We start from the raw sequence: 26,447 nt of genomic DNA, 5'->3' as shown, positions 1-26,447 counted from the left end.
GGGCCGGCGCGGCGGGCTCGGTGGAAGGCCGAGCCCGCCCGGGTCACGCGGAGATGCGCGACGCCCTGGCGGCCACCGGCCGCCCGATCCTCTACAGCATCAACCCCAACAGCATCCGCGAGAAGACCGGCCCGCAGCGGAACGGGGGCGACGTCGCCGACATCCTCGGCGATCGGCCTGTCCGGCGACTCCTTCAGCCTGCGTGAGGCATGGACGAACGCCGTCCTCAAGGGACCGCCCAGACCGGGGTGCGTCAGGTGGCGCCCAGGGTCCATCGTTGGTTGGCGCCGCCCCAGCACGAGTAGAGCTGGAGGCGGGTGCCGTTGCCCGTCCCGGCGGCGTCCAAGCACAACCCGGACTGCACGCCGACGATCATCCCGTCCGGGGTGACGCGCCACTTCTGGTTGGCGCCGCCCCAGCACGAGTAGAGCTGGATCCCGGCCCCGTTGCCCGTCCCTGCCGCGTCGAGGCATTTGCCGCCGAGGACCCGCAGCTCCTGGGATGAGGTGAGGGCCCACCGCTGGTTGGCGCCGCCGTGGCAGTCCCACAGCTGGAGCTGCGTGCCGTCAGCGGTGCTCGAGTTCGGCACGTCCAGGCAGCGCCCGGAGGCGACGCCCCTGATCCGGCCGTCACCGCCCGGGGTGGAGCTCGGGGTGGGCGTCGGGGTCGGCGTCGGTGTGGGCGTGGGACCGGCGCCGTCGAGGCCGAAGAACCGGATCGCGTGGACGGCCATCCCGGGGTGCGGCAGGTTGTGCCCGGCTCCGCTGACGGTGTAGGCCTCGACCTGGCCGGACCCGTAGAGCCTCCGCGTCCAGCCCGGTTGCGGGCTGGTGGTCGAGGTGGGCGTCCGGCTCACCCCGTGCACGTCGGTCCACTGGTCGACCTCCTTCTGCAGCATGCTGAAGTTCAGCACGTCGTCCGCGGTGCCGTGCCAGGCCATCAACCGGGGCCGGGGACCGGTGTAGCCCGGATAGGCGTTGCGGACCAGGTCGCCCCACTGCTGCGGTGTCCGGTCGTTGCAACCGGGCGGGCCGAGACAGCCGAAGGGCACACCGGCGAAGGGAGCGCCGGCCTTGAACACGTCGGGATAGGTGGCGAGCAGGTTGACGGTCTCCATCGCCCCGGAGGAGAAACCGGTGGCGAACACCCTCGCGGGGTCACCGTTGTGGCGCCGCACGACGTAGTTCACCATCGACACGATCGAGACGGGGTCGCTGCCGCCCCCGTGCCGGAGTGCTTCGTTCGACCACACGTCGAAGCAGTTCGACAGGCCGTTGGCGCTCTTGTTGGCCTGCGGATAGATGACGAGGAAGCCGTACCGGTCCGCCAGGGACGCGAACTCCGTCTGCTGGTGGAAGTGGGTCGCCTGGCCGTTGCAGCCGTGCATCGCCACCAGGACGCCGGGACGCGCGGCCACGTTGTCGGGAACATAGAGGTGCATCTGGATGTTGCCGGGGTTCGCCCCGAAGTCGCCGATCCGGGTCAACGTCGCCGCCCTTGCCTTGGGCGCCACGGCGACGAGACCGGCCAGGACGGTGATCAGCGCAGCGACCACTGCGGCGATCACCGTCCCGGCCCCGATCGGCACCGGTTGGTGCCGTCTCATGATCCGTCCTCCTAGCTCCGGTTCCAGGTCCACTTCTGGTTGTTGCCGCCCCAGCAGGAGTAGGTCTGGAGCTGGGCGCCGTTGCCGGTGCCGGCGGCGTCGAGGCACAGACCCGACTGGACGTTCACGATCGAGCCGTCCGAGTTGGCGCGCCACTTCTGGTTGTTGCCGCCCCAGCAGGAGTAGATCTGCACCTTGGCGCCGTTGCCGGTGCCGGCGGCGTCCAGGCACTTGCTGCCGTAGACGCGGATCTCCTGTGCGGACGTGTAGGCCCACTGCTGGTTGGCGTTGGCGTGGCAGTCCCACAGCTGGAGCTGCGTGCCGTCGGTCGTCGTGGCGTTCGGCACGTCCACACACCGTCCGGATGCCACACCCCGGATCTGTCCCGCGCCACCGGGGTTCTGCGTGGGAGTGACGGTCGGCGAGGACGTGGGGTTCGGACCCGCGTTGTTGAGCGCGTTCAGGACGGAGTTGTACGCGGCCTTCTTGTTGCCGTTGCCGTCGAAGAGCAGCGCGCTGGCGTTGGCGCCGAGCCAGGAGTCGCTGTCGCGAACCCCCCAGACCGTGATGCCGGTACAGCGCGGCACCGCCAGGCAGTCGTTGACGACGTTGGCGTACGTGGTGGCCGAGCCGCCCTGGATGTCCAGCTCGGTGATCTGCACGTCGACACCCAGGGCTGCGAAGCTCTGGATGGTCGTGCGGTAGTTGCTGTTGTAGGGGCTGTTGCTGTTGAAGTGCGACTGCAGGCCGACGCAGTCGATCGGCACGCCGCGCTGCTTGAAGTCGCGGACCATGTTGTAGACGCCCTGCGTCTTGGCCCAGCTCCAGTTGTCGATGTTGTAGTCGTTGTAGCACAGCTTGGCGGACGGGTCGGCGGCCCGCGCGGTGCGGAAGGCCACCTCGATCCAGTCGTTGCCGGTCCGCTGGAGATTGGAGTCGCGCCGACCACCGGAGTTTCCGTCGGCGTAGGCCTCGTTGACGACATCCCAGGCGTAGATCTTGCCTCGGTAGTGCCCCATCACGCCGTTGATGTGGTCGACCATCGCCTGGCGGAGGTTGCTGCCGGAGAGCGACCGCATCCAGTCCGGCTGCTGAGAGTGCCAGGCGAGCGTGTGGCCGCGCACCCGTTTGCCGTTCTGCACCGCCCAGTTGTAGACCCGGTCGCCGGCGCTGAAGTTGAACTGCCCTCGGTTGGGTTCCGTGGCGTCGATCTTCATCTCGTTCTCGGCGGTGATCATGTCGAACTCGCGGTTCGCGATCGTCGTGTACGTCTGGTCACCCAGTCTGCCGGCGGCGATGGCCGTGCCGAAGTACCGGCCGCTCTGCTGGGCGGCGGCGGCCAGCGTGCTCGCCGCCGCATCTGCGGGAACCGACACCATCAGCGCCGCGCCTACGACCCCCAGGACGCTCACGGCGCTCACGATGCCGCGGAGGGCGCCGAAGCGTTCGTACGCGGACGAGGGTAAAGCCTTCATGCCCATACCTGACTCCATGCTGAAATCACGGGAAGAGGGATATGCGGAAATCCGGCGAACGACGCCGCACCCCGGACCGGAGGCGCACACCACGGTGGCGTCATGGCCGGCGGCCCTCGCCGATCACCACATCAGGCAGGGCCGGCCGCCTCGGAGATCAGTGTGGAAACGCAACAGAAACATGTCAATACTTAAGCGAAATTTTCGGAACTATCGATCTTGAAACGATGCTCCTCGATCGACGTCTTGAGTCGCAAGGGGTCTCATGGAGAGCAAAGAAGCAGGAGGTCGCCTGTGAAAATTTCATAAGACATCCGCAAGTTGCGGACGCGAGGATGGGCTGCGCAGACGAGCGGCACCTGCCTGGCATGGTCGTGTACGGGACCGCCGCCCCTTGACGGCCTCTGGTCTGCCGTATTTACTCGCCGCCATCACCACCGAAGACGTCGGGGTACCGAAGGAGGGCTGCACTGCGGAATGTTATCGCTAACATGGCCCCCGCCCATGGGATGCGCAAGGCCGTCAAGCCCGGGTGACACCACACGCCCAGGTCACTCCGCGTCCGCCGGTCCGCCTTCGCACGGGAGGCAGACCGGCCGGGCAAACCGAAAGGGGTGATGCCGCAGGAAATGTGCGCCTGCCGACAATGTCATCGACACAGATCGCAGTCTTGCCGGAGGGCCGCTCCCGGCAGGTCTTCCCGTCAGTGTCTCCCCGCTCGTGCGAGAGCCTGCTCGGCCTGTACGGCCAGAGCGTCGGCAAGATCGGCTGCGGGTCAGGTCGGTGATGAGGTCGATGGCCTCGCTGGCCCACACCGGCAGCGGAGGCACCTCGCCCCGTGCCACGTCGGCCTGATAGGTCTGTTGAGCGTGAGGATCCGCGGCAAGTTCCGCTTCCCGGTCCCGCCATCGGTCGAGGAACGGATGGCCGTGGGTGCGGGCGGTGTAGTTCGACGACCACCGGGAGCCTCGGGCGATATCCAGGGCGCTGCTGCGCTCGGTGTCCTGCCCGGCGGATGCGTTCGGCGAACGGGCTCGGGTCTCCGAAGGACAACATGACCGCCCGGGGGTTGTGCTCCAACGCCCGCTCGACCGCACCGACATCGATCGCCCAGGTCAGAAATCCGATGCCCCACGGCTTCCCGGCACGGGCGATGATCGGCAGCTCGCGGGCCAGCCAATCCCGATCCCCCTTCCCGGAGCCCAGCAATCCGAGCCCGCCTCCGCGGGAGACGGCAGCCGCCAGCGCACCACCGGCCGACCCTCTCATCGGCGCCAGCGCGATCGGGTGCCGTACACCGAACAACTTCGTGAACGCCGTCGACAACGCCATAACCGCAGTCATCCTCCCTCTGGTGACACAAAAGCACCGGACTTCGGCAGGAAGGCGGTCCTTCCGGCACGGCGCCATGCGATGTCGGCCGTCGCCCCCCGGAAGCGCGGAGCGGGCATTGCCGCCGCCGTTGCGCTCCCGTACGTCGAGCACCGCCGGAGCAGGTGATTCATGCCGGAGCCCTCGCTCCGGTGGCCGCACAGATCGGCCGGGTGCGGCGCAGGTAAGACCAGGCGGCCACAGCCAGCGCGATGCCGTACACGGCGAAGGCGCCGAGCCCGATCCAGGTCACCAGCAGGGCATCCTCTGGGGTGGGAAAGTCCCCACGGGAGACGGTCACCGCACCTGAGGTGCCGAGCGCGGCGTAGACGAGTCCGACCGCTCCGTAGGGGACAAGCGTGGCGGCGCCGATCAGCGCGGGGGCCAGCGGCAGCCAGCGAGGCACGCGCCTGCCGCGCAGAGCGGGCGTCCACCGGGGAAAGGTCTGCCCCCACGGCCGTACCAGGCCGAAGATGAGGAACACCCCAAGCGCGGCCAGCAGCGCCGTGGCGTCGACGCCCCACCGTTCGAGGGTGAGCAGCACTCCGGAGGCGCCGTTGTGCTCCATCGTCGCCAGCATCTGTGCCCCGCTGACGCCGGCGAAGGTCCCGCCCAGCGCCCACGTCGTCTTCATGGCCGCGTACGGCAGGAACGCCGCGGCGCCCGCATAGGCCAGCACGCGGACGCGCGGGGGAGCGGGGGCGGGCTCCGGGCTGATCCGTGCGGTGGGGGAGGTGTGGACGGCGCCGCATCGCACGCAGGCGCCGGAGGCGGAGCGGTAGGACCGGGCCGTGGCGACGAGCAGCACCACGCCGACGGCGGCCAGGACCCGGTTGGCGGTAGCCGTCCAGCTGTCCACACCCTGGGTGAAGGCGAACGTGACCGCGTCCATCAGCAGGCCGAATGCGGCCGCGCCGGTCAGCACGCACAGCCCGATCAGCGTGACGGGGATGACCGGCCGGGGAACGCGCCGGTCCCAGAGCCGTACGGCGGCCAAGAGCGTCACCGACGCCGCGGCGGCCACGACCACGATGATCCAGTTCAGGCCGACCGGCAGCGGTTCGGCGGCACGGTAGAACACCGCGGTTCCGGTCAGCGCCGCGATCAGGCCGAACCCGCCGTACACCAGCGCCCAGCCGAAGGTCGCGTACACCGCCCAGGACGGCCGCCCACGCCACCGGCCAAGCCCTGGCACGCTCACCGTGCGCGCGTTTTCAGTCATGATCCGGCCGCCGGGGCACTGCTGTGATACGTGGCGTGTTGGTCATGTTCCCGCAATTTACGAGGGAGATCCTGTGGCGAAGCTGAGCCGGACTGAGAGGACTCACAGGAGCCTTCAGCAGCGGCGCGGCGGCCTCGCCGCGCGAGGTCACGCGTCCAAACCTGCAGAGGCGAGTGCCGGAGACGGCCACCCGGCTCCATGGGAATCACGCGCTGTCGACGCAGGCGCGCACGCCTCTGCCTCCTGATCACCCCGGAGCCGGAGTGTCCCCGCCGGAGGCGTCGGCCATGGTCATTCGGCGTATCTGTTCTGCCAGCTCGGTGACGTCCACGGCCAGAGCGGCGTTCACGCGGTGCACGGGGCCGAGAGCGAGTGGTTCTGCTTGGCGTGCCCATTCGGCCCACTGCTGATCGTCGACACGGGAGTCATGGTGGACGGGGTGCCGGTCGGCTGATCGTTCCTCGTATCGCCGACGCGCGAGGGGGACGGGGACGTCGCACCACACCTCATGGATTCCGGTGACGCCGGCTTTCTGCAGACCGGCGACGACGATCGGCCGCAGATTCGCGAGCCATGGGCTTTCGAGCACCGCACCGTGCTTGGTGTCGGCGAGGAGCGCCCAGGGGGTTTCGCCTGCTGCGGCGCCGAGTTTCCGGCTCCATCGCCGGTCGGTCATGCCCGGTGGTGCGGTGGTGCCGAGTGTGTCGGCGAGGGTTTCCTTGATGCGGTCCTTGCTCAGGAGGGGGAGGCCGAAAGCGTGGGCGAGGGCCTTGGCGAGGGTCGTCTTACCTGAGCCGGGCAGACCGTTCACGAGCACGACGAGCATTCGGCGATGGTAGGTCATGGTCCGTAGGTGGTGGGGGCCCGAGCCGCCGGCGGCCGGGACCGGCCCCAGGGCGCATGCCCGGCCGCCGAGCGGACGACGGGCCGAAAGGCGGCGCACAGCGCCGCCTTCGTCGGGCTCACCGGCGTACCACCGGTCCGGGTCGTCATCCTCGCGGGCCGAAGCCCGTCATGAGGACATGGATGGCGATGAGGACGGCGATCCAGATCATGGCGCGCCTGGTCGGCGGGGGGCCGCTGCGCAGCAGCGAGATGCCCAGGGGGATGAAGGCGAGGCACAGGCCGCCCACGGCGATGAAGGACTGCGGTTCGGTGCCCTTGAGCGTCCCGAGTGCGAGTGCCGACATCAGGCCCAGGGCGATGGAGCGGCCCAGTCCCAGGGCGCCGGAGCGGTAGGCGCCGATGGCCAGCACGACCCAGCCGAAGAAGGCCGGCCCGGACATGGACCGGAACGGGTGCCAGACCGTCTCGCGCCAGGCGTCGTAGTAGCCGTCGATGCCGGTGAGCATGGTCTGCAGGCCCAGGGTGTCGGTCAGGTGGAAGGCCAGGTGATCGGTGCCGAATTGGAAGGTCCGGGTGAACAGGCCGACGATCACCAGGCAGCCGCCCCACAGTCCCCACAGCGGGCTGGTGGCGGTGATTCGCTGGGCCAGTGCCACGACCCCCGGCAGCAGCAGCACGAACCCGAAGGCGAAGCAGGCGTAGGCGGCGGTGATGAGGGTGGGATGCTGGGTGTAGGCGACGAGCTGGTAAGGGACGAAGTAGTAGAACGAGGAGCGCAGGAGCGTCCCGATCATGATCAGGGTGGGGCCGGCGATCAGTGAGGCGGCGCTCACCCAGCGGCCGGGGAACGCCGGCTGGCGGTCCAGGTTGGCGGCGGTGTTGGCAGCCCGCCGGTCCGCGCCGGTCTGCCGCCACCGTGTGATGCGCCCGTGGAGGTCGATGCTCATGGAGTGCTGCCCGTCCTGTCCGTAGTGGTGTGCCTGGGCCGGTCTGCCGGGGCACACCAGAATGGTGCTGGGTGGGGCGGGGGGTGCGCGTCTGGCCCGGGTCGCATCTTGGCGGGCAGGCACGGGCCGGTGATGCGACCTTGGACGGATGCGGATGTCCGACCGTGGGCAGACGCCGGATGATCTGTTGAGGCGATAACCTCGCGTCATGGAGTGGCGGCGGATCGGTGGAAAGGGCGTCGCCGACGCGGTGATGGCCGTTGCCGCGGCGCTGACCGTCGGATACGCCACCGTCGACCAGCCGAGGCCGTCGTCGCCGCGACCCGCTTGGCCGGTAGCGGCGGTCGTGGGCTTTCCGGTCGCCGTCCGGTGACGCCGGCCATGGGCCGGCCGCCCAGAACGGGGCCGCGGGCTGGGTGCCCGTTCCTGAACCTCTGACTTTGGGTGGTTCGCAACCGGCCGATTGGTCTGAGCGCCCTCGTCGGGAGGAGGAGTGCGGCTGGGGTCGGGATCTATGACGCCTCTGCGGGCCGGACCTTCGCTGAGCATGTGGGCGCGACCGTGAAAGCCCTTCTGGAGCAGATCAGCGGAGCAGGAGTCACTCTCGCCGGTGACTGATCAATATGCTGAAATAGCGATCAAGTGACATCCCGCCCAGCGGCACGCTGCCCAGGCCGCAGGCACGGCCCGGGGACGACGACGGTGAAGACCGGATCGGGCGACGGCCTCATGGGCGAGAACCTCCTTGCGCCTGCGGGGGAACAGAACAGACACGGCCTGTTTTACCGGCGGCCGTCCGGGGTGGTGGCGAGCCCGCCTTCGTAGGCGGCGATGACGAGCTGGGCCCGGTCCCGGGCCTGCAGCTTGGCCAGGAGACGGCCGATGTGGGTCTTGACCGTGCCGACGGTGAGATGAAGGTGCTCGGCGATCTCGGCGTTGGACATCCCCTTGCCGATGAGGGCGAGCACCTCGCGCTCGCGCTGGGTGATGTCGGCGAGGTCGCGCGCGGCCGGGGCGGGGCGGGGGCCGTGCAGGAACTCGGTGATGAGCCGACGGGTGACGGTGGGCGCCAGCAGCGCCTCACCGGAGGCGACGATGCGGATGGCGGCCAGCAGCTCGGCCGCGCCGGCGCTCTTGAGCAGGAATCCGCTCGCACCGGCCCGCAGCGAGGCGTACACGTATTCGTCCAGATCGAACGTGGTGAGGATCAGCACGCGGGCGCCGGCGCTGGCCGGGTCGGCGCAGATGCGCCTGGTCGCCTCGATGCCGTCCATGTCGGGCATGCGCACGTCCATGAGGACGACGTCGGGTCGCTGCCGGCGGGCCAGGAGCACGGCCTCGGTGCCGGTGCCCGCCTCGCCCACGACGGACATCCCCGGTGTGGCGTCGATGAGGACCTTGAAGCTGTCGCGGATCAGGACCTGGTCCTCGGCCAGCAGGACCCGGACGGGCGGGGACGGGTCGTGCGGGGCGGCGTCGATGATCATGTCGTCGGTGATCATGTCGTCGAGGCTCATCTCACACTGCCGTTCGGGTCGTAGGGCAGTCGAGCTGACACGTGAAAGCCTCCTTCGGGCCGGGGTCCGGCGCTGAACGTGCCTCCGTACATCTTGACCCGTTCGCGCATGCCGACGAGGCCGTGTCCGCCGTGGTTCGCCCGTGGCGGCCGGCCGTGGTGGGGGCCGTCGTCGACGACCTCGATCGCGGCTTGGCGCCCGTCGACGTCCACGGTGACCGCGCAGCGGGTGGGGCCCACGTGGGTGATGACGTTGGTCAGGGCCTGTTGCACGATCCGGTACACCGACATCGCGACCGCGGGGGGCAGCGCGGCCTCTTCGCGGACGGTCAGGTCCACCTCGATTCCGGCCGAGCGGGCGTGGACGGCCAACTCGGGCAGGTCCGCCATGCCGGGCGCGGGCACGGGGTCCTGCCGGGGGTCGCCGTCGGAGCGCAGCAGGTCGAGCACCCGGTGGATCTCGGCCAGAGTGCTGCGACTGGTCTGCTCGATGACGGCCAGCGCGGCGCGCACCTCCTGCGGGCGGGCCTCGGCGAGGTGGTTGGCGACGGTGGCCTTGACGGCGATCAGGCTCATGCTGTGGCCGATCACATCATGCAGTTCCCGGGCGATGCGCCGGCGTTCGTCGGACACCGCGGACTCGGCGAGGTGGCGGACGAGGCGGGCGGTGGTGTCCCGCTTCCAGCGCACGACCGCCCCCACGGCCCACGCGACAGTCAGGAGCACACCGACCACGCCGATCTCGATCGGCCAGGCCGGCGATATCTCGCTGGGTGTGGCCGCGGGCGCGAGGCCGGGGAACACCTGCGCGTAGAAGATCAGGATCGCGCTCACCGCGGCGGACAGGCAGGCCGCCAGGGCCGTCGCCGACCATGCGACCGAGGCGGTGGAGGCCACCAGGTACAGCACGAGCACGGTCGGCATGAAAGTCAGCCAGATCGCGCCCGCCGCGACGGCGCCGGCCGTGGTCGCCACCGCGGCCGCGGCACACGCGAACCCGAGCACGGCCCGCGGCCGGTGCCGCCGGACCGCGATCGGAAAGCTCACGACCGCCGCCACCGGCCAGGCCGACCAGGCGGGCCAGGGCACCGACGGCCCCGGCGGATCAACGATGGCGTATCTGATGAGCAGCGCCACGACGACCGCCACCGCCGCGTCGGCGGCGTGCCTGCCGCCGAGCCGCCATCCAGCCCATTTCATGACACGAAGTTATCGCCTTATAGATCATCTGGCATCTGCCGCGGTCGGGCATCCGCATCCGCCCGGGGCCGCATCACCGGCTCGCACGGGTCGGGCCGAGGTGCGGACCTGTATCGCTTCGAAAATCGTCGCGGGGTGCCTGACCTGCGGATCGACCTGAGGCGGCGGTTCCGGCAAGATCGGTCCTTGTGCAGCCACCCGATTACGGCGAGCAGACCGTCGTCCCTCTGGAAGGGCGGATCGAACGCCGGAAGGTGCTCGACGGGCTGATCAACGATGACCACCGAGCCGCATAGCCGCTTCGGAGAAATCCCAGCTCAAGCTCTGCACGATGGATTTTGAAGCGGTACACGCTCTATTTCGTTGCCGATTCCGCCGGTGCGGTGCGGCAATGTACGCAGTCGCCCGTGCGCCGGTAGTAGTACGCAAGGGCCGCAAGACCAAGCGAGACGCCCCAGAGGAGAAACGACGGGATGGGCAGGCCGAAGATCGGTCCCATTCGATGGCCTTCGATGTCAAGAGTCAGGCCGTTGGCGACGAACTCGGGCAGGTCGCGCGCCCAGGACAGGCCGACGGCGGTGACGCCGGCCGCCGCAAGGCCCGCGAACGCCACAGGAAAGGCCACCGGGACAGGACGGCCGGCGAGCCCGAGAACCCAGCCCGGCCAAACCTCTCCCCAACGTCGCACCAGTCCTATGGTCAGGACCGAGCCGGCGGCGCACATTCCGGCAAGGACGAGTTCCATGCCCTTGGCACCTGCTCCGCCGTTGGCGGATTCCATCTGCCGCAGGAACTCCGGGGGAACGCCGAGGGGAAGGTCCAGCACCCAGGCCAGCCGTACCAGCGCATAACCCCAGGGTGCGGCGGCGGCGATGTATGTGAGCATCCGGCCCCGGCGCAGCACCCATGCTTCCACCCGTCCCCTGCCGCCCTCGGCCCCGCGACCGCAGTGGGCGCACGCCGATCTGCTCGCTCGCTGGTAGGCCAGCGTGGCGCCGGCCCAGAGGAACCCTCCGACCGTGAGGATGAGGAAGTTCACCATCGGCCAGTCCATCTTGTCGAGCATCAGGAAGATAAGCGGGAACAGAACGATGGTGAGCGCGCGGATCTCGGGCAGCACCAGCACCAGGAGCGCGGCCAGGCTCCAACCGAAGAGGAGCAGGATCGCCCGCGGTCGTTTCGCCTGCTTGGACATCGCCCAGGCGGCGACCGTGCCTGCCGCCCCGAGTGCGGCCATGATCGCACCAGTGACCGGCGCCGTCGCCTCGGCCAGCAGTGTTCCCCGGCCTTCGGCGTTGACGTCACCGGCGCCGAAAGGGAAACCCGTACCGCCCAGCGCCCAGAACACGCCGAGAACGGCGTAGACCGCTGACCAGAGCCATGCGGCGCGGATGGTCCATATCGGCCACCGGCTCCATACCGACACCGGTGTTCGCTGTGTGATGGCCATGGTCGGGGCTCCTCTGCCGCCGGTGACATTGCACGGCCAGGATGCTTCCGGCTGAGGGCCTGGCACATCCTCCGTCACGGGGAGACGCATCCCCTCCCGGGGGGAGGGCTCCGCGGCTTCAGCGCCGGTCTACTCGACGTGCCCCGTCTCCCATGCCCAAGCCGCCAGCTCGACACGGTTCCGCGCGCCCAGTTTGCGCTGGACGCTCTGTACGTGGGTCTTCACCGTGCTGGGTGCGATGACCATGGACTGGGCTATCTCATCATTGGACTGTCCGCGCGCCAGCAGGCTGAGCACCTGCTTTTCCCGCTCGGTCAGAGGTTCGCCGGTGAAGGTCCCGGCGGTGCTGGTTCTCCGGGCCAGGTTCCGCAGGAGCCGCACGGTGATCGAAGGGCTGACGAGGGCGTCACCGGCCATCGCTGCGTGCAGGGCCTCGATCAGAAGAGCCGGTCCGCTGTGTTTGAGCACATAGCCGCAGGCGCCGTTCCGAAGAGCCGCGTAGACGTAGTCGTCGCTGTCGAACGAGGTGAGGATCACCACCCGCAGGGACTGCTGGGAGAGCAGCTTCGTGACCTCGATGCCGTCCAGGCGGGGCATCTCAATGTCGAGGAGGACGATGTCGGGACGGAGCCGCCGGGCCGACTCCACCGCCTCCGCCCCGTCGGCGGCCTCGCCCGCAACGATGACATTGTGACTCTCCAGGATCATCCGCAGACCTGTACGAACGATTTTGTGATCGTCGGCGATGAGGACGCGTATCTCCGGCTCAGTCATCGGGCAGCAGTGTATCGACCGGGATTTCGGCCACCACCCGCCATCCGCCGCAGGCGAGTGGAGCGGCGGCGAATCGCCCGCCGAGCGACCTGACGCGTTCCTCCAGGGCCGAAAGGCCCAGCCGGGTGGTGGAGGTGTGAGCGGGGGTGCCGCTTCCCGGCCCGTTGACGACGCTGGTCGTCACGTTCGTACCGGTACCGACGACCTTCACCTCGACGGACCCGGCATCAGGAGCGTGTCGGCGGACGTTGGACAGCGACTCGATCACGATCCTGGCGAGGGTCGTACTCAGTCGCCTGGGCAACCTCTCCGCCAGCCCCGGTTCCAGCTGGAGCGTGGCGGGCACGGTGCCCAGTGCGGCGAAGTCCTCGACGATCCGGGGGAGATCTCCAAGGCCGGGTATCCCCTCGTCTGTTGCGGCACTGTCGTCCAGCTCGTGCAGCGCGCCGACCGTGGCGCTCAGCGCGGCCAGGGCTCGCTGGCCGGTCAGCTCGATGTGGCGCAGCGCTTTCCTCTCCCGGCCGGATGCGACCTGGCCCACTTGCGCGTGGATGACCATCTCTCCGAGGTCATGTGCGATGAAGTCGTGCAGGTCTCTGGCGAGGTTCAGCCGCTGGGCACGCCGAGCGCCGACCACCGATCGCACGCGCTCGGAGTCCAGCCAGCGCAGGTGCATCCCGATCACCACCGCCCCGGCCGCGCCGAGCCCCCAGAACGCGCACAGTCCCGCAGCTTCCAGCAGCGACGAGGCCGGGACCACACGCAGGATGAGTAACGACTCGGCCAGGCCGCTCACGAGCCCGGCGGCCACAGCCCGCCGTACCGGCGTGTTCCTGACCACGAGGATCACCATCAGCAGCAGGGCGAGCGTCTCCATGTACGCCCAGGCGCCCGCCCCGTCGCCGTACCGGTGAGCGTGGAGGACGCTCACGCTCGCTGAGGCGGGTGCGATCACCGACAGGACGAGGGCGGCCCGGTGCCGAACCGGGCGCAGCGCGATGACCACTGCGGCCGCCGAGCACGTCACCACGGCCGACGCGATGGCCACCGGCGATGCGTCCGGTGTGATGAGCCGACCCGCGAGCGCACATACGATCAGCGCCGCGGCGATCGTGGTTACCCGCGTCCGTGTGGTCCAGTGCATTTTACGAGCCTACGGGCGGACTCTTCCCGCGAGCAGCGGTGTGCCGATTCAAAAGCCGTTGCAGGGACGCCTGACCTGTACGTCACCTTCTTGATCGGTTCGGTGGTGTACTCAGGGAGTACCGGCATGCGGCTTGACCTGGACGGATGAGGTTCCGGCACCGCAGGTCAGCCCCATGCGGTACCCGACGTGGCTGAGAGGGTTCTCAGCGCCCCTCAGTGAAATCAAAGGTTCGGTGGAGCAGACTTCCACGGTCTTCTCCAGCCCGCGGAGGTCCGCATGAGGAGCCGTTTCGACGACCACGCGGTCGCGTCATCGATCAGATGGTGGCAGCGGTGGGCGTCGTGGTCGGGGAGCGCCGCGAGCGGGGCGGCCGCCGTGTACGGCTGCGTGCTGCTGGTGGCCGCGCTCACGGGGTACCGCTCGTTCCTCGGCATCACGGACCTCGGCCTGCCCGACGTCACGTGGCCGGGCGCGGCGGTGCTGCTCATCGGGTCCGGGGTCGCAGCCGCCACCGTGCGCCCGTGGGGCGTACGAGTGCCGCCTGGTGTGGTGTCGGCCGGCGCGTGGGGTGTGGCGGCGCTGGCCCTGACGGGGAGCTGCTGGGTGCTGCTCAACCTGATCCAGCTGGTCCTGACCGGTGCCGTCACCGACCGCCACGGCAACAGCGACTGGGTGACCTTCGCTGAGCGGTTGTGCCTGGCCGTCGTGGGAGCCCTGTTCGTGGCCACCGCGCTGGCGCACGCCCGCCGCAGCGCCGGGGTCTGTCCCCGGTGCGGCCGGGCCCATTCACCGCAGGTATCGGGCCGGCGGCATCCCGTGCCGCACGCGGCGCCCTCCGCGGTGCGGCGGATCGCCTACGCCGGCTGCTGCGCGTTCCTTCCCTACCTCACCCTGCACGCCCTCGGCGCGGCCGGTGTCCCCGGAATCGAGCCCGGCGGATTCCGGCCGACCTGGTCCATGGTGCTGGCGGGGGTCTGCGGTGTCGGGCTCGCCGTGTTCCTGCTGCTGGGACTCGTCCGGCCGTGGGGCATGGTCTTCCCCCGCTGGACGTTGTGGTTGGCGGGCCGGCGGGTGCCCCGGTTCCTGCCGCTGGCACCGGTCTGGGTGCTCGCGCCGACCCTCGCCCTGTACGGCACCGGAAGCGGGGTCCTCGCCGGTGCGGGCATCCTGGGCGACGGCCTGCTCGGCATCGGCGGAGCGGCGTCGCTGGCGTTCGGCGGATACGGCTGGGCGCTGGCCATCGCCGCCGTCTCCTACCAGCTCCGGACCCGGCCCCTGTGCGTTCCGGCGAAACCGATCGCTTCCTGAACGAACGGGAGGATCACGAAGAAATTAACGGTATGGCCCTGTGCGTGGCGATCCCGGAGGCAGCCCCGACAGTAACGATCAATGAGAGGGAACGGCGGTGGGCGGCGGTGCGGTCCCCCGTCATTCGCCGGCACCGACATTCCGGTTCCGGATGACCGGCGGCTTCGGGAATGCGGCTACGGCGACAACGATCGCTGGTCCCATGGCTACGGGGTATTCCGAGGAGGGGCGGGCGTCGGCTGCTTGAAGCCGACATTCGCCCCTCCGGGCGGGGATCAGCCGCTCTCCGGGGTGACGAGGGGGACCAGGGTGCGGTCGCCGAGGTCGGTCATGAAGGCCAGCGGTCTCACCGAGGCGCCGACGAACGCGGCCAGTGCCGGTCTGCCCGCGGCCCTGGCCAGGCCGGGCCCCAGTGCGGCCATCAGCGCGGTGAGCGCGGGCAGCGGCCGGATCCACATGGTGACCTCCTCGATCAGGCCGTCGTCGCCGAGGCGGACCAGGGCGGCCTCCTCCAGCTCGTGGTGGCCGAGACGGGCGGTGGCGGCGAGCATGCGGGTGCGGTCGTCGCCGACGTCGGCGTGGTAGCGAAGGTCCCGCAGGGCGCCGAGGGCGACGCTGAACAGCCGGCGGACCTGGGCGTGCCCGGCGAAGCCGGCTCTGGCGCTGAGCGGAGAGCGGAAGATCACCGTGGGGGCGAGCGTGGACATCAGCGCGTCGATGTCTTTGGCCTCGCCGGCCTCGCGGTAGCGCTGAGTGGTGGCGTTCATCGGGCCTCCAGTGAGTCCTGAAAGTGAACTATCAAGGGTTCACTTTATCAACTGACTATGCTGGGGTCATGAACAGGTTCGGGGAGATGCACTGCTCGATCGCGCAGGCCGTCGGCGTGGTGGCCGAACCGTGGACGCCGCTGATCCTGCGGGACCTGTTCCTCGGGCTGCGCCGCTTCGACCAGCTGAGCGAGGACCTGGGGATCTCGCGGAACCTGCTCACCCAGCGCCTGGACCGCCTGCAGGCGGCGGGAGTGGTGGAGAAGGTGGCCTACCAGCGGCGGCCGGTCCGCTACGAGTACCACCTGACCGAGGCCGGGCGCGACATCGTACCCGCGCTGATCACACTGATGGCCTGGGGCGATCGGTGGTCCACGCCGCCCGGCGGGCCGCCCGCCCTGCTGATCCACTCCTGCGGCGAGCAGTTCACGCCCACGGTGACGTGTCCGCACTGCGGTGGCCCCGCCGGTGCGGACACGATCACGATGGTCGCCGGCCCCGGCGCCGCGCAGGGGCCGGGGACGATGGTGCTGGCCAAGCCCGGCCAGTGACCATGCCGTGCCGCCTCCACTCCCGCGCTTACGCGTCGGTGCGCGATGGTGGCGAGGTGCGCGGGCGGTTATCCGGTTGGCTCTGGGCTGGAGATCGAGATCGTGGCGTGACGGCGCTCGGGGGCTGCGATGCGAGGATGGAAGGATGATCAGTTTTACGTCGTATGACGGGACCGTGCTCGTCTGTCATGAGCGGGGAGAAGGGCCGGCGCTGGTCTGCTTGCCGGGCGGGCCGGGGCGGTCCTCGCGATACCTGGGAGATCTCGGCGGTCTGGCGGCTCAGCGTCGGCTCTTCTTGCTGGACAACCGAGGAACCGGCGAATCTGCGGCGCCACTTGATCCGGACACGTATGCGATGGACCGCATGGTCGCGGATGTCGAGGCGCTGCGTGTGCGTCTGGGGTTCGAGCGGATGGACCTGCTCGGGCATTCGGCGGCCGGAGGGCTGGCGCTGCTGTATGCGGCCCGGTATCCCGAACGGATAGGGCACCTGGTGTTGGTCACACCGAGCGTGCACCCGGTGGGGATCGAGATAACCGATGAGCAGTGGTACGCCCAGATCGAGCGCCGAGCTGACGAGAGCTGGTACGAGAGCAGACTGCCCGACCTCAAGGCGTGGGACGCGGGCGATGAGAGCCGGCGCCTGAGGGCGCAGCCGTTCTTCTACAGTCCTTGGAACGAGACCGCCGAAGCGCACGCCACGCGGTTCGCCGAACGCTCGGTCGAGGCGGCGAAGCGCTTCCACGCCGACATGCCCGCTGCCGAGAAGACCCGGGCGAGCCTGGCGAAGGTCACCGCGCCGGTCTTGGTGATCGCGGGAGAGCAGGATCCAGGACCATTGCCCGCGCACGCGGCCGAGCTGGCCGGGATCTTCCCGCGCGGGACCAGCATCGTGCTGCCCGGGGCTCACTACCCCTGGGTCACCGCTCCGAAAACCTTCGCCGAGGCGATCGAGGGATTCCTCGGCAGCTAGCGGACCGGCAGCACATCTGGAAGGAGGGTGCCGGGTCCGACCGCCGGCTGCCGTTCGCGGACCGGGTCATCGCGACGTCGGTCGTCATGCGGTTCCAGCTTCCGCGCGTCGCCCCGGCCGTCCTGTGCGGTGTGGACCGCTCGGCCGTCATCCGGGCTGTCCATGAGATCCGGCCGTAGACGCTCCGGAGGACCTCCAGCTCAAGCCCTGCGCGATGAATTTCTGGGAGTCCGGCTCCGAAGCGTACGGGCGGCAGGCTGGTCACAGGCTTTAGCGGCGCCAGTGGCCCGGCTGGACGAGGCCGGACTCGTAGGCGCAGATGACCGCCTGGATCCGGTCGCGGAGGCCGAGCTTGGACAGCACGTTGCTGACGTGGCTCTTCACCGTGTGCTCGCTGACCACCAGGGCTTCGGCGATCTCGGGGTTGGACAGACCGCGACCGAGCAGGGCCAGGGTCTCCCTCTCGCGACCGGTCAGGGCGTCCATGCCCGGCACCGCGACCGGCGGGCGGGTGTTGCGCCGGATGACGTCGTCGATGAGCTTGCGGGCCACGGCGGGGGCGAGCAGCGACTCTCCGGCCGTGACGACGCGGACGGCGTGGACGAGGTCGTCCCGTCGCACGTCCTTCAGCAGGAAGCCGCTGGCCCCCGCGTGCAGGGCCTCGTAGACGTACTCGTCGTTGTTGAACGTGGTCAGGATGATGATCCTGGCGGCGGTCTCGGCGCAGATCCTCCCGGCGGCCTCGATGCCGTTCATGACCGGCATGTGGATGTCGAGCAGGACCACGTCGGGCGCGTGGAGGCGCGCCGCCTCCACGGCCTGGGCGCCGTCGCCGACCTCCGCGACGACCGTGATGTCCGGTTGCGTGTCGAGGATCAGGGCGAAGCCGCTGCGCACGAGCTCCTGGTCGTCGGCGACCACGACGCGGATGGTCACGCGGCGGCCCCCGGCAGGCGCACCGAGACAGTGAAGCCGCGCCGGCCCGGCCCGTGGTCGAAGGACACCGAGCCGCCGCAGGCCGCCGCACGCTCACGGATGCCGACGAGTCCGTGCCCCGCTCCACCGGTGTGGCCGCGGCCGTCGTCCACCACATCGATCACGAGCGCGTCTTCCCTCCAGTCGAGCCCGACCGAGACCTTGCTCGCACGGGCGTGCTTGACCACGTTGGTGAGCGCCTCCTGGACCACCCGGTAGGCGGCGGCCTCCACATCCGGCGGCAGCGGGCGCGGTGTTCCGCTGATGGTCAAGGCGGCGGGCTGCCCGGCGCGGTCCACGTTCTCGACCAGTGTCCCGATGCGGGCCACCGTCGGAGTGGCCTCGGACGAGTCCTCCCCCAGCAGTCCGAGCAGGCGGCGCAACTGGTCCATCGCATCGCGCCCGGCTGCGGCGATGGCGTCGAAGGCCGCTTCGGCGCGGCCCGGATCAGGCCGTACGGCCAGCGGCCCGGCCTCCGCCTGCACCACCATCAGACTGATCGCATGACCGAGGATGTCATGCATGTCCCGGGCGATCGCCGCCCGCTCCCGCTCGACGGCCCGGCGCGCCTCCATCTCCTTCTCGCGTTCGAGCTGGCGGGCGTGGGCCTGCCGGTTGGCCGTCGCCCGTCCCATCGCCCAGGCCGCGACGTACATCACCAGCCCGCGCACCGTCGTGTCCGCACTCGGCGTGCGCAGGATCAGCCCGGCGAGCTGGACGGCGGCGCCGACGGCGAGGAGGGCCAGCCCCCATGTCCGCTCGCGCCGCGAGCCGTGCACGGCCACCGTGTAGACCGCGATCAGCAGCGCGTACGGGACGGGCTGCGGCGCGGTGTCGGGATCGTTCAGCAGGTACGCGCCGGTCGCGGCCGTCACCGCGACCAGGACCGTCAGGGGCGCCCGCCGCCGCCAGATCAGCGGCAGCACCTGGCCGAGCACGGGAAGGTACTGCTGGATCGTGTAGCCCGTCACCGGGTCGGCCGCCCGGGTCGTCAGCAGGAAGGGAGCCGAGTGGGCGGCGAGGACGGCCAGGGCGACGGCGATGTCCGCGGCGAGCGGCGGGATCCGGCGGACGACACGGACAGAAGATCGCATAAGTGAGTGGATCATAGCTCAGGTGTACGAGAGACCGGCGAGGTTGTACGTGACCGCCACAATGGCGAACGCGGTCACGCCGAGGGCGACCAGTGTGTAGGCGATCCTGCCCGACGGCCGCCACCAGCGCCTCCACCAGGCCGTCGCCGTACAGGCCAGCAGGGCGGCGGCCAGCGGCACCGACAGCGACGCCAGAACCAGCAGCGCGATCAGTGAGGGAGCCCCTTCCAGGACCAGCGGCAGCGCCCGGCCCTCGTCGGCGAGCAAGCTGCCGAACCCGGCGGTGAAGACGACCACGAGAGCACCGGCCAACCAGGCGAGCAGGCGCGGGGCGCGGGGCCCGGCGGGAGGCGGGAACGGTCGTCTGCGGGCCCGGATCGCCGCCACGGGGAATCCCAGCAGAGCGGCCAGCGAGACGGGGAGCGCGAAGGCCAGCAGGGCGAGGTGCAGCGACGGGTGGTCCAGCGGGCCGATCCGGTCGAAGACGACCGTGCTGCGGCTGATCGCCAGCTGTCCCGGCTCGGGGAAGGCGATGCGGTCCCAGCCGCCCTCCTCCTGGAAGACGCCGGGCTGGAACTGGATCCAGTGCCGCTGACCGCCCTTGACGCCGGTGGTGAGGATGCCGCCGTCGGCGGTCGCGGTGACGTGCACCGGCGAGTCCGTGAGCGCCTGCACCTTCAGGAGGCTGCCGTGGCTGGTCCTGCTGCTCTGGTACCAGCCCTCGTACTGCTTCGCGGAGGCGCCGGGCAGAGCTTCGACGGACGGCGGGCGCGCGTCCGGGAGATAGCGATCAATGATCTTGTAGGCCAGCTCGAACCCGTCCAGCCCGTGCCGTCCGGTGCCATCGCCGTTGGACATGACGTGGATGCCGATGCCCTGCTCCGGCAGCAGGAACATGTAGGTGTGCATGCCGGGCATGTCACCGGCCTTGAAGAGCATGCGGTGCCCCTTGTACGGCGCCTCCTCCCACATGAAGCCCATACCGGGCAGCCGGGGATCCTCGGTGTGCTGCCGCCGCTGCATCTCGGCCGCCACCCCGGCCCCGAGACGGGGGTCCAGCTCCAGCTGGGCCCGCAGGTACGCGGCCATGTCCGAGGCGGTCGACGCGGGCCCCGCGCCGGAGGCGGCGAAGTCCGCGCAATCGGCCGTGGTCGTCGAGCCGTCCGCCAGGTAGGCCCTGGTGTCTCCCAGCCCGCCGCAGGCGATCACCGAGTCCTTCATGCCGAGGGGGGCGAATACGTGCTTCTCGACATACTTCTCGAAGGGCATCCCCGAGACCGTCTCCACCAGATATCCGGCCAGAGCGACGCCGTAGTTGTTGTAGGAGACACCGGTGCCGGGCGGGCGCAGCCGGGCGGGTTGGGTCGCGGCCAGTGCCTCGCCCAGCGGCCGGACGTTCGAGCCGCTGCCCAGGACGTGGTCCTCGTCGAATCCGGCCGTGTGCGTGAGCAGGTGCCGCAGGGTGACCGGGCGGCCCGGGTAGGTGTCACTGATCTTGAAGGTGGTCAGGTAGGCGTTGACGTCGGCGTCCAGGTCCAGCTTGCCCCCATGAACCAGCTGCAGGGCCGCCTGAGCCGTGAACAGCTTCGTCTCCGACCCGATGAGGAAGCGTGTGCGCTCGGGATCCACCGGGAGACGGCGCTCCACGTCGGCCCAGCCGTACCCCTTGTCGACCACCTCCCGGCCGCCGGCCACCACCGTGACGGTCACGCCGGGGATCTTCTCCTCGGCCATGACCGAGGTGACGTGCTCGTCGACGAGTTCGCCGACCCCGGGAAGATCGGATGGCTGGGCGGCTTGCGCCGGGGTGGCAGTGAGGACCAGTGCGGTGAGGAGCTTCAGCAACATGTCGTCAAGGCTCTTGCAGACCCCCCTTCCGGCACATCGCCGACGCCGCCCATTCCCCCCTCCCCCGCGTGGGGGAGGGGGGGAGGGTGTACCGCTTCAAAAGTCGTCGCAGGGCGCTTGACCTGCAGATCGACCTGAGGTGGCGGCTCGGGCGAGATCGGTTCTTGTGTCTCTGCGTCTCCTCTACCTGATCGCGCTCCAGGTGTTCGGCCGGCTGGTGCTTCTGGGCCGTGGTCGAGCGTCCAAGAACGCGGAGATCATGGTGCTCCGGCATGAGGTGGCGGTACTGCGGCGTCAAGTCGCCCGGCCGAAGCCGGACTGGGCCGATCGAGCGCTCCTGTCCGCGCTGGCGCCGCTCTTGCCGCCGGGACTGCGGGCCCACCGGCCGGTGGCGCCGGGCACGCTGCTGGCCGTACCGGTCCCGTGCGCAGCGACCACCCGATCGAGACGCGCGGGCCGTTGTACCGCTGGAAGGCCGGATCGAGCGCCGGAGGGTGTTCGGCGGGTTGATCAACGAGTACCACCGAGCCGCGTAGCCGCTCCGGAGAACGCCCGGTTCAAGCCCTACGCGATGGATTTTGAAAAGGGCATCGAGAACATACGCGCCAAGCTCAAGCGCCTGGCCGGCCGCGGGATCCTCCTTGGACCCGAGCCGGGATCGTTCACTCAGTCCCGCTCCGGCCTGACGGCGAATCGCCTGACCGGCCCGCATCGCTCAACGCCGACGACGAAAGGGACGTCAACTCGCGCAACGCCCTCTCATCGCTTGCACGGTCGCTGACCGCCTGGCCGCCCGGCTACGTGGCCGATCCCGGCACGGGGTGCTCTCGGTGCCGGGCACGGTGGATCCCGGTCAGCAGCAGGACGTTGGCGAGCAGGAGGATCGGCCAGGGCGTGAGGATCATGATCACGGCGTCGACCACGGTCAGGATTCCCAGCGTCCAGGCGATGAACGGCGGCGGCGCGATGCCCCGGCGGTTCAACCACAGGACCATCGAGCCGATCAGGATGAGCGGCGGGCCGAAGCTGGCCAGGCTCAGCCAGTACGCGCTGCCGGCCGGGCTCATCGCGGCGAGGTCCTCTCCCCACAGCTTCCCGCTGAACCACGCCCCGGCGTGGCGCGCGGCGCCTTCCACCGTCAGGGCGCCGAGCGTGTGCGCGGCGCCGTACAACACCATGATCCAACCGGCCCATCTGATCATCTGACTTCTCCGCTCTCGAGGTGGAGCCGCCCGAAGCGCCGCCGGAGGCAACCCGGTCTTCGGCCCTCAGGGAGTCCGGCCACCGGCCGGGCGGCAATAGTGAGATGGCTAGTTTCGGAACTATGAGTTTCATTACTGCTGGTTCCGTATCATGCATGTATGTCTGCTCGAAGGCAAGACCGGAAACAGGGCGGGCGCCCCCGAGACGGCCGTGTCGATGACGCGATCGCCTCCGCCGTGCGAGAACTGCTGGCCGAGGTGGGGTATGCCCGGATCACGATGGACGAGGTGGCCGCGCGTGCCGGTGTGGGCAAGGCGGCGATCTATCGACGTCACGCCACCAAACAAGAGATGATTTTTGATGTTCTCGTGCCAGGCCAGTTCCTGGCCGTGGCGCCCGACCGCGGGTCGCTCCGCGCCGACCTGGCCGCCGTGCTCGCCGAGATCGCAGACAGCATGGCCGCCGCGCCGCCGGGGGCGGTTCCCGGCCTGCTGGCCGATATCCACGCCGACCCCGCGCTACTTCACCGGTTCGACGCGAAATACCTCCTCGCCCAGCGCCGGACCCTCAACGAGATCCTGAACCGCGCGGCCTCCCGCGGCGAGCTCACCGCATGCCCCGGCCCCATCATCCTCAACGCGCTGCTGGTCGGCCCCATCTTCGCCTGGCTGTTTCTGCTGTCCGAATCCCCCGGCCGACTCCCCGAGTTGACCTCCGCACTCCTGGACGCGGTACTCGCCCTCACCGGCCCCGCGTCTCCTGGACTTCGACCGTGACGACCCGCTGTCCCCCTTGCGGTGGTTGGCCGCGCTGCGCGGCGTCGCCGGCGCCGGCCGCGCATGACCCACCTGTGACCCAGGCCTGTCCCAGGTCGTGATCGCGGGTCCTCCCGGGCGGGAGAACCCGCAGGTGAAAGTGGTAGGGCGTCTGGGGCTCGAACCCAGAACCTGCGGATTGAAAGCCTTGGCCGTTACCCGTCGGCGGTCAACAGGCCCCTTCGGGACGGAGATCATCCCATCGGCGAGGGTAGGGCCAGCCCTACCCCGGAAAGCCTGCCGACAGGATCGATCTCCCCCGGCCGGGGCTCATAGCGTTGCCCCCATGAACCCCCTCATGCGCCGCATCGGCACCGACACCCGCTACCTGCTCCTCGGTCTCCCCCTGGCGATCGTCGCCTTCTGCCTGATGGTCACCGGCTTCTCTCTCGGCATGGGGACGGTGGTCATCTGGGTCGGGGTGCCGATCCTGGGAGCGTCCCTGATGCTCGCCCGTGGCTTCGCGGATCTGGAGCGCCGGATGCTGCCGGAGGTGCTCGGCCACCCGGTGGCCCGGCCGCGCTACCGGCCCACCCCGCAGGGTGCCGGGATGTTCCGCCGGCTGGTGAACCCGCTGACCAACGGCCAATCCTGGATGGATCTGCTGTATGGCATCGTGAACCTCCCGGTCGCCGTCGTGACGTTCTGCCTCACGGTGACCTGGTGGGCCGGGGCGATCACCGGGCTGACCTACCCGATCTACGGGTGGATCCTCGAAGGGATTCCGGACAACAACGGCCTGGCCGAGCTGCTCGGCTTCGGTGACAGCGCCGTGATCGGCGTGGTCATGACCACTGCGATCGGCCTGCTGTTCGCCATCACGCTGCCGGCGGTGATCCGCGGCGCGGCGCTGGTGCAGGCCGGGCTCAGCCGGGCCATGCTGACCGGGGCCGCCGAGCTGCACGAGCACATCGACGACCGGGTGCTCACCGGCGAGTCCTCGCGCACCTTCGCCGGCCGGGCCCGCGAGCACCGCGCCGCTTTCACCGCTTGAGAGAGGTTGCCCACGTATCCGCCGTTCTCGGCACCGGCACCGGCACGCTGTGCGCCTTCGCCCTGGCCGAGGCGGGGCACATCGGACGGTGAAATGAGCACCGCCCGCACCGATCCCCGGCCAGGCCGCTCCCCTTCGAGTCCTGCCCGAGCCGGCTCGTCTAGGCTGTTCCCCCGGATGCTCGGGGGTACGAATTTGCCACAGATGCAGGCGCCCTACCTGGCCCGGGGGATCACCCTCGCCGTTCTGGGCGCGTTCGCGAGCGTGTACCTGCTGGCCGGGGTGCCGATCGCGATCGTCGTGTTCGCGCTGCAGCTCGTTCATGTCCTGCCGGTGCTCAGGCGGTTCCGGGGGCCGATGCTGTTCGCCGTACAGGCAGGAGCCGGGTTCTGGGGCGTTCTCGCCTCCGGCGCATCCGTCGGCATGCTCGGCTTCCTGGCCGGGTCACTGCTGTTGTCGCCGCTGTGGCCGCTCGCGCCGGCGGTCGCCGTGGCGGCGGCGGTGATCGGCTCCGTCCGGTACGGCGAAGCGTCCGCCACGGCCGACGCCACGATCACGATGGTCCTGATCGCGCTGGTGGTCTACGGCCTGACCCGGCTCACCGAGCGGGTCGACCAGCTGCACTCGGCCAGGCTCGCCCTCGCCGTGGCCGCCGTCGCCGAGGAGCGGCTGCGCATCGCCGCCGAACTGAGCGACGGTCTCGGGCGAGGCCTCACCATGGTCGCCGCAGGTGGCAGGCGAGCCCTGGCCGAGCCGGAACGCACGGCCGAGATCCTCGGACAGGTCGCGGACACGGCACGGCGCGCCCTGGCCGAGGCGCGGGCCGCCGCCTCCGGGTACCGCGCCATGTCTCTGGCGCCCGAGATCACCACCGCCCGCGCGATGCTGGCGGCCGCGGGCGTGACCGCGCACGTGCGCGTCGGCCACGCCGAACCGCTGGGGCCCGCGGGCGCGCTGCTCGCGGCCGTGCTCCGGGAGGCGGTGACCGAGGTCGTACGGCGCGGCACAGCGACGACGTGCGAGATCGAGACCGACACGTCCGAGGGCGGAGTCCGGCTCCGCGTCTCCAACGACGGAGCCAGGACGGCGGAGGACGAGAGCCTGGGCGACCTTCCCGGTCGGGTCGCCGAGGCGGGCGGATCGCTCATGACGGGCCTGTCCTCCACCGGCCGTTTCACCGTCTCCGTCGTGCTTCCCGCCACCGGATCCGCTCCGTCGCTCCCGCCGGACGACCGGCACGCCTCCGTTCTCTCCTTCACCTTGCTGGCCGTCGTCCTGGCCGGGTTCAGCGCCAAGGCGCTGCTCCGGCTCCCGGCGGGCTCGCTGCTCCCGGCGGCCGCCTGTCTCGGGTTGATCCTCCTCCTGCAGCTCCGCTCGGTGTCCGGCCGCCACATGCGGTCACTGGCGGTCATGGCCCTGCTCGCCTATCTCCCGATCCCCGCCTTCGGCGAGGTCTGGCTGGGCGTCGCCGGTGTCCTCTCCGGTCCGCTCCTGCTGGCCTTCCCCGCGGTGCTCGCTTGGCCGCTCGTCGCCTCCGTGACGGCGAGTACCGCGGTCATCGGCGTCGGCCTCGGGCTGGAGCCCGCCGTGACGGTGAACTACACCGTGAGCACGCTGGTGACCGGCCTGGTCGTCCACGGGCTCCTCCGCCTGGCCCTGCTGGCGAAAGAGGTTCAGGCGGTCAAGGAGGAGCTGGCCCGCTCGGCGGTGGTCGAGGAGCGCCTGCGCGCCGCCCGGGACCTGCACGACCTGCTCGGCCACAGCATGGCGGCGATCCTCCTCAAGTGCGAGCTGGCCAGGAGGCTCGACCCCGTCCGGGCCCGCGCCGAGATCGAGGACGTTCTCGAGATGGTGGAGAAGGCCGAGGCCGACATGCGCTCCGTCTCCGGGGAGCGGCACGAGATGTCGCTGGCCGCCGAGGCGGAGTCGGCGCGGTCGCTCCTGGGCGCCGCGGGCATCGATGTCACGGTCGAGCTGGGCCACGGCCGGGTCACCGCGGAGGTCGAGACCGTGCTGAGCACGGTGCTGCGGGAGGCGGTGACCAATGTGCTCCGGCACAGTGCCGCACGTCGCTGCACGATCGCGACGGACTGCGAGCAGGGCGGGGTACGGCTCCGCGTGCGCAACGACGGCGTGCGCCCGGCTGCGGTTCCCGCCGAGGGCCCCGCCCCGGACCGGACCGCGGGGCGCCGCGGCTCGGCGGGAGTCGGCAACCTGACGACGCGGCTGGCCGCCCTCGGCGGCAGTCTCGCCACCACCCGCGACGGCGAGCGGTTCGAGATCGAGGCCCGTGTCCCCACCGCATCCCTCGCGATGTCCGTACCCGCCGGCTGAGGCTCCCCGCGCCTCGGACGGCACGGCGCCG

The 26,447-nt window shown here is 70.2% G+C and carries 24 protein-coding genes; 8 read left to right on the top strand and 16 right to left on the bottom strand.

What is annotated here, in order from left to right:
- The first annotated feature begins 53 nt into the window (after positions 1-53).
- Positions 54-206 (top strand): hypothetical protein, encoded by a 153-nt coding sequence (locus HS041_RS02310; protein WP_196438862.1) that lies wholly within the window; start codon positions 54-56, stop codon positions 204-206.
- Positions 207-253: 47 nt separating this feature from the next.
- Here HS041_RS02310 and HS041_RS02305 read toward each other — a convergent pair whose 3' ends face one another.
- The 6 genes from HS041_RS02305 to HS041_RS02280 form a co-directional block, all read right to left on the bottom strand.
- Complete coding sequence (locus HS041_RS02305; protein ID WP_196438861.1) at positions 254-1,606, bottom strand: extracellular catalytic domain type 1 short-chain-length polyhydroxyalkanoate depolymerase; 1,353 nt, start codon at positions 1,604-1,606, stop codon at positions 254-256.
- A gap of 11 nt (positions 1,607-1,617) precedes the next feature.
- Positions 1,618-3,018, bottom strand: a complete 1,401-nt coding sequence (locus HS041_RS02300; RefSeq protein ID WP_307845133.1) for an endo-1,4-beta-xylanase — start codon at positions 3,016-3,018, stop codon at positions 1,618-1,620.
- Positions 3,019-3,603: 585 nt separating this feature from the next.
- Entirely contained in the window at positions 3,604-4,413 is an 810-nt protein-coding gene (locus HS041_RS40355) for a nitronate monooxygenase (RefSeq protein WP_196438859.1), read from the bottom strand.
- A gap of 169 nt (positions 4,414-4,582) precedes the next feature.
- The gene (locus HS041_RS02290) at positions 4,583-5,674 is read right to left on the bottom strand and encodes a hypothetical protein (RefSeq protein ID WP_196438858.1); all 1,092 of its coding nucleotides are present in this window, start codon (positions 5,672-5,674) and stop codon (positions 4,583-4,585) included.
- Between the two features lie 247 nt (positions 5,675-5,921).
- Entirely contained in the window at positions 5,922-6,500 is a 579-nt protein-coding gene (locus tag HS041_RS02285) for a P-loop nucleotide/nucleoside kinase family protein (protein WP_196438857.1), read from the bottom strand.
- Between the two features lie 163 nt (positions 6,501-6,663).
- A complete protein-coding gene (locus HS041_RS02280) occupies positions 6,664-7,467 on the bottom strand; it encodes a hypothetical protein (protein ID WP_196438856.1) in 804 nt (267 codons plus the stop codon).
- Positions 7,468-7,675: 208 nt separating this feature from the next.
- On the opposite strand from HS041_RS02280, the gene HS041_RS02275 reads away from it, so the two are divergent.
- On the top strand, positions 7,676-7,840 hold the full coding sequence (locus HS041_RS02275; protein WP_196438855.1) for a hypothetical protein: 165 nt from the start codon (positions 7,676-7,678) through the stop codon (positions 7,838-7,840).
- Between the two features lie 409 nt (positions 7,841-8,249).
- Here HS041_RS02275 and HS041_RS02270 read toward each other — a convergent pair whose 3' ends face one another.
- From HS041_RS02270 to HS041_RS02250, 5 genes are all read right to left on the bottom strand, one after another.
- On the bottom strand, positions 8,250-8,954 hold the full coding sequence (locus HS041_RS02270; RefSeq protein WP_196440728.1) for a response regulator: 705 nt from the start codon (positions 8,952-8,954) through the stop codon (positions 8,250-8,252).
- Between the two features lie 26 nt (positions 8,955-8,980).
- A complete protein-coding gene (locus HS041_RS02265) occupies positions 8,981-10,183 on the bottom strand; it encodes a sensor histidine kinase (RefSeq protein ID WP_196438854.1) in 1,203 nt (400 codons plus the stop codon).
- A 355-nt stretch (positions 10,184-10,538) separates the two neighbouring features.
- Complete coding sequence (locus tag HS041_RS02260) at positions 10,539-11,633, bottom strand: hypothetical protein (RefSeq protein ID WP_196438853.1); 1,095 nt, start codon at positions 11,631-11,633, stop codon at positions 10,539-10,541.
- Between the two features lie 129 nt (positions 11,634-11,762).
- Positions 11,763-12,407, bottom strand: a complete 645-nt coding sequence (locus HS041_RS02255; RefSeq protein ID WP_196438852.1) for a response regulator — start codon at positions 12,405-12,407, stop codon at positions 11,763-11,765.
- A complete protein-coding gene (locus tag HS041_RS02250) occupies positions 12,400-13,455 on the bottom strand; it encodes a sensor histidine kinase (RefSeq protein ID WP_196438851.1) in 1,056 nt (351 codons plus the stop codon). Before HS041_RS02250 ends, HS041_RS02255 begins: the two co-directional genes overlap by 8 nt.
- A 375-nt stretch (positions 13,456-13,830) precedes the next feature.
- On the opposite strand from HS041_RS02250, the gene HS041_RS02245 reads away from it, so the two are divergent.
- Positions 13,831-14,862, top strand: a complete 1,032-nt coding sequence (locus tag HS041_RS02245; protein ID WP_196438850.1) for a hypothetical protein — start codon at positions 13,831-13,833, stop codon at positions 14,860-14,862.
- 275 nt (positions 14,863-15,137) lie between these two features.
- Here the strand turns inward: HS041_RS02245 and HS041_RS02240 are convergent, their stop codons facing one another.
- Positions 15,138-15,629: a nuclear transport factor 2 family protein gene (locus HS041_RS02240; protein WP_196438849.1), complete on the bottom strand. Its 492-nt coding sequence runs from the start codon at positions 15,627-15,629 to the stop codon at positions 15,138-15,140.
- 68 nt (positions 15,630-15,697) lie between these two features.
- Here HS041_RS02240 and HS041_RS02235 point away from each other — a divergent pair, with 68 nt between their 5' ends.
- Complete coding sequence (locus tag HS041_RS02235) at positions 15,698-16,180, top strand: winged helix-turn-helix transcriptional regulator (protein ID WP_196438848.1); 483 nt, start codon at positions 15,698-15,700, stop codon at positions 16,178-16,180.
- Between the two features lie 145 nt (positions 16,181-16,325).
- Positions 16,326-17,153 carry an alpha/beta fold hydrolase gene (locus HS041_RS02230; RefSeq protein WP_196438847.1) on the top strand — a complete coding sequence of 276 codons (828 nt, stop codon included), beginning with the start codon at positions 16,326-16,328 and terminating at the stop codon, positions 17,151-17,153.
- Positions 17,154-17,423: 270 nt separating this feature from the next.
- On the opposite strand, the gene HS041_RS02225 is transcribed toward HS041_RS02230, so the two are convergent.
- The 4 genes from HS041_RS02225 to HS041_RS02210 all read right to left on the bottom strand — a co-directional run bounded on the left by HS041_RS02225 (position 17,424) and on the right by HS041_RS02210 (position 22,272).
- The gene (locus HS041_RS02225; RefSeq protein WP_196438846.1) at positions 17,424-18,089 is read right to left on the bottom strand and encodes a response regulator; all 666 of its coding nucleotides are present in this window, start codon (positions 18,087-18,089) and stop codon (positions 17,424-17,426) included.
- Positions 18,086-19,222, bottom strand: a complete 1,137-nt coding sequence (locus HS041_RS39890; protein ID WP_196438845.1) for a sensor histidine kinase — start codon at positions 19,220-19,222, stop codon at positions 18,086-18,088. The genes HS041_RS02225 and HS041_RS39890 overlap by 4 nt, the downstream gene beginning before the upstream one ends.
- 18 nt (positions 19,223-19,240) lie before the next feature.
- Positions 19,241-21,070, bottom strand: a complete 1,830-nt coding sequence (locus HS041_RS02215) for a serine hydrolase domain-containing protein (RefSeq protein WP_196438844.1) — start codon at positions 21,068-21,070, stop codon at positions 19,241-19,243.
- A 797-nt stretch (positions 21,071-21,867) separates the two neighbouring features.
- The gene (locus tag HS041_RS02210) at positions 21,868-22,272 is read right to left on the bottom strand and encodes a DUF6463 family protein (RefSeq protein ID WP_196438843.1); all 405 of its coding nucleotides are present in this window, start codon (positions 22,270-22,272) and stop codon (positions 21,868-21,870) included.
- A 237-nt stretch (positions 22,273-22,509) separates the two neighbouring features.
- On the opposite strand from HS041_RS02210, the gene HS041_RS02205 reads away from it, so the two are divergent.
- The 3 genes from HS041_RS02205 (at position 22,510) to HS041_RS02195 (ending at position 26,416) form a co-directional block, all read left to right on the top strand.
- Positions 22,510-23,049, top strand: coding sequence for a TetR/AcrR family transcriptional regulator (locus HS041_RS02205; protein ID WP_196438842.1), 540 nt, complete (start codon positions 22,510-22,512; stop codon positions 23,047-23,049).
- Positions 23,050-23,374: 325 nt separating this feature from the next.
- Entirely contained in the window at positions 23,375-24,082 is a 708-nt protein-coding gene (locus HS041_RS02200; protein ID WP_196438841.1) for a sensor domain-containing protein, read from the top strand.
- 204 nt (positions 24,083-24,286) lie between these two features.
- Positions 24,287-26,416 (top strand): sensor histidine kinase, encoded by a 2,130-nt coding sequence (locus HS041_RS02195; RefSeq protein WP_196438840.1) that lies wholly within the window; start codon positions 24,287-24,289, stop codon positions 26,414-26,416.
- The last annotated feature ends 31 nt before the right edge of the window (positions 26,417-26,447 follow it).

The sequence above is a fragment of the Planomonospora sp. ID67723 genome, from assembly GCF_015711605.1.
GTDB lineage: Bacteria > Actinomycetota > Actinomycetes > Streptosporangiales > Streptosporangiaceae > Planomonospora_A.
Note: the sequence above shows the minus strand (reverse complement) of the source record. Positions and strands in the feature narration are given on the sequence as shown.

Excerpts from the sequence above, each read along its gene's own strand:
- HS041_RS02255 (WP_196438852.1), bottom strand. The coding sequence starts at position 12,407 with ATGACTGAGCCGGAGATACGCGTCCTCATCGCCGACGATCACAAAATC.
- HS041_RS02230 (WP_196438847.1), top strand. The coding sequence starts at position 16,326 with ATGATCAGTTTTACGTCGTATGACGGGACCGTGCTCGTCTGTCATGAG.
- HS041_RS02210 (WP_196438843.1), bottom strand. The coding sequence starts at position 22,272 with ATGATCAGATGGGCCGGTTGGATCATGGTGTTGTACGGCGCCGCGCAC.
- HS041_RS02280 (WP_196438856.1), bottom strand. The coding sequence starts at position 7,467 with ATGAGCATCGACCTCCACGGGCGCATCACACGGTGGCGGCAGACCGGC.
- HS041_RS02270 (WP_196440728.1), bottom strand. The coding sequence starts at position 8,954 with ATGATCATCGACGCCGCCCCGCACGACCCGTCCCCGCCCGTCCGGGTC.
- HS041_RS02275 (WP_196438855.1), top strand. The coding sequence starts at position 7,676 with ATGGAGTGGCGGCGGATCGGTGGAAAGGGCGTCGCCGACGCGGTGATG.
- HS041_RS02265 (WP_196438854.1), bottom strand. The coding sequence starts at position 10,183 with ATGAAATGGGCTGGATGGCGGCTCGGCGGCAGGCACGCCGCCGACGCG.
- HS041_RS02245 (WP_196438850.1), top strand. The coding sequence starts at position 13,831 with ATGAGGAGCCGTTTCGACGACCACGCGGTCGCGTCATCGATCAGATGG.
- HS041_RS02200 (WP_196438841.1), top strand. The coding sequence starts at position 23,375 with ATGAACCCCCTCATGCGCCGCATCGGCACCGACACCCGCTACCTGCTC.
- HS041_RS02285 (WP_196438857.1), bottom strand. The coding sequence starts at position 6,500 with ATGCTCGTCGTGCTCGTGAACGGTCTGCCCGGCTCAGGTAAGACGACC.
- HS041_RS02260 (WP_196438853.1), bottom strand. The coding sequence starts at position 11,633 with ATGGCCATCACACAGCGAACACCGGTGTCGGTATGGAGCCGGTGGCCG.
- HS041_RS02290 (WP_196438858.1), bottom strand. The coding sequence starts at position 5,674 with ATGACTGAAAACGCGCGCACGGTGAGCGTGCCAGGGCTTGGCCGGTGG.
- HS041_RS02215 (WP_196438844.1), bottom strand. The coding sequence starts at position 21,070 with ATGTTGCTGAAGCTCCTCACCGCACTGGTCCTCACTGCCACCCCGGCG.
- HS041_RS39890 (WP_196438845.1), bottom strand. The coding sequence starts at position 19,222 with ATGCGATCTTCTGTCCGTGTCGTCCGCCGGATCCCGCCGCTCGCCGCG.
- HS041_RS02305 (WP_196438861.1), bottom strand. The coding sequence starts at position 1,606 with ATGAGACGGCACCAACCGGTGCCGATCGGGGCCGGGACGGTGATCGCC.
- HS041_RS02195 (WP_196438840.1), top strand. The coding sequence starts at position 24,287 with ATGCAGGCGCCCTACCTGGCCCGGGGGATCACCCTCGCCGTTCTGGGC.
- HS041_RS02240 (WP_196438849.1), bottom strand. The coding sequence starts at position 15,629 with ATGAACGCCACCACTCAGCGCTACCGCGAGGCCGGCGAGGCCAAAGAC.
- HS041_RS02310 (WP_196438862.1), top strand. The coding sequence starts at position 54 with ATGCGCGACGCCCTGGCGGCCACCGGCCGCCCGATCCTCTACAGCATC.
- HS041_RS40355 (WP_196438859.1), bottom strand. The coding sequence starts at position 4,413 with ATGGCGTTGTCGACGGCGTTCACGAAGTTGTTCGGTGTACGGCACCCG.
- HS041_RS02235 (WP_196438848.1), top strand. The coding sequence starts at position 15,698 with ATGAACAGGTTCGGGGAGATGCACTGCTCGATCGCGCAGGCCGTCGGC.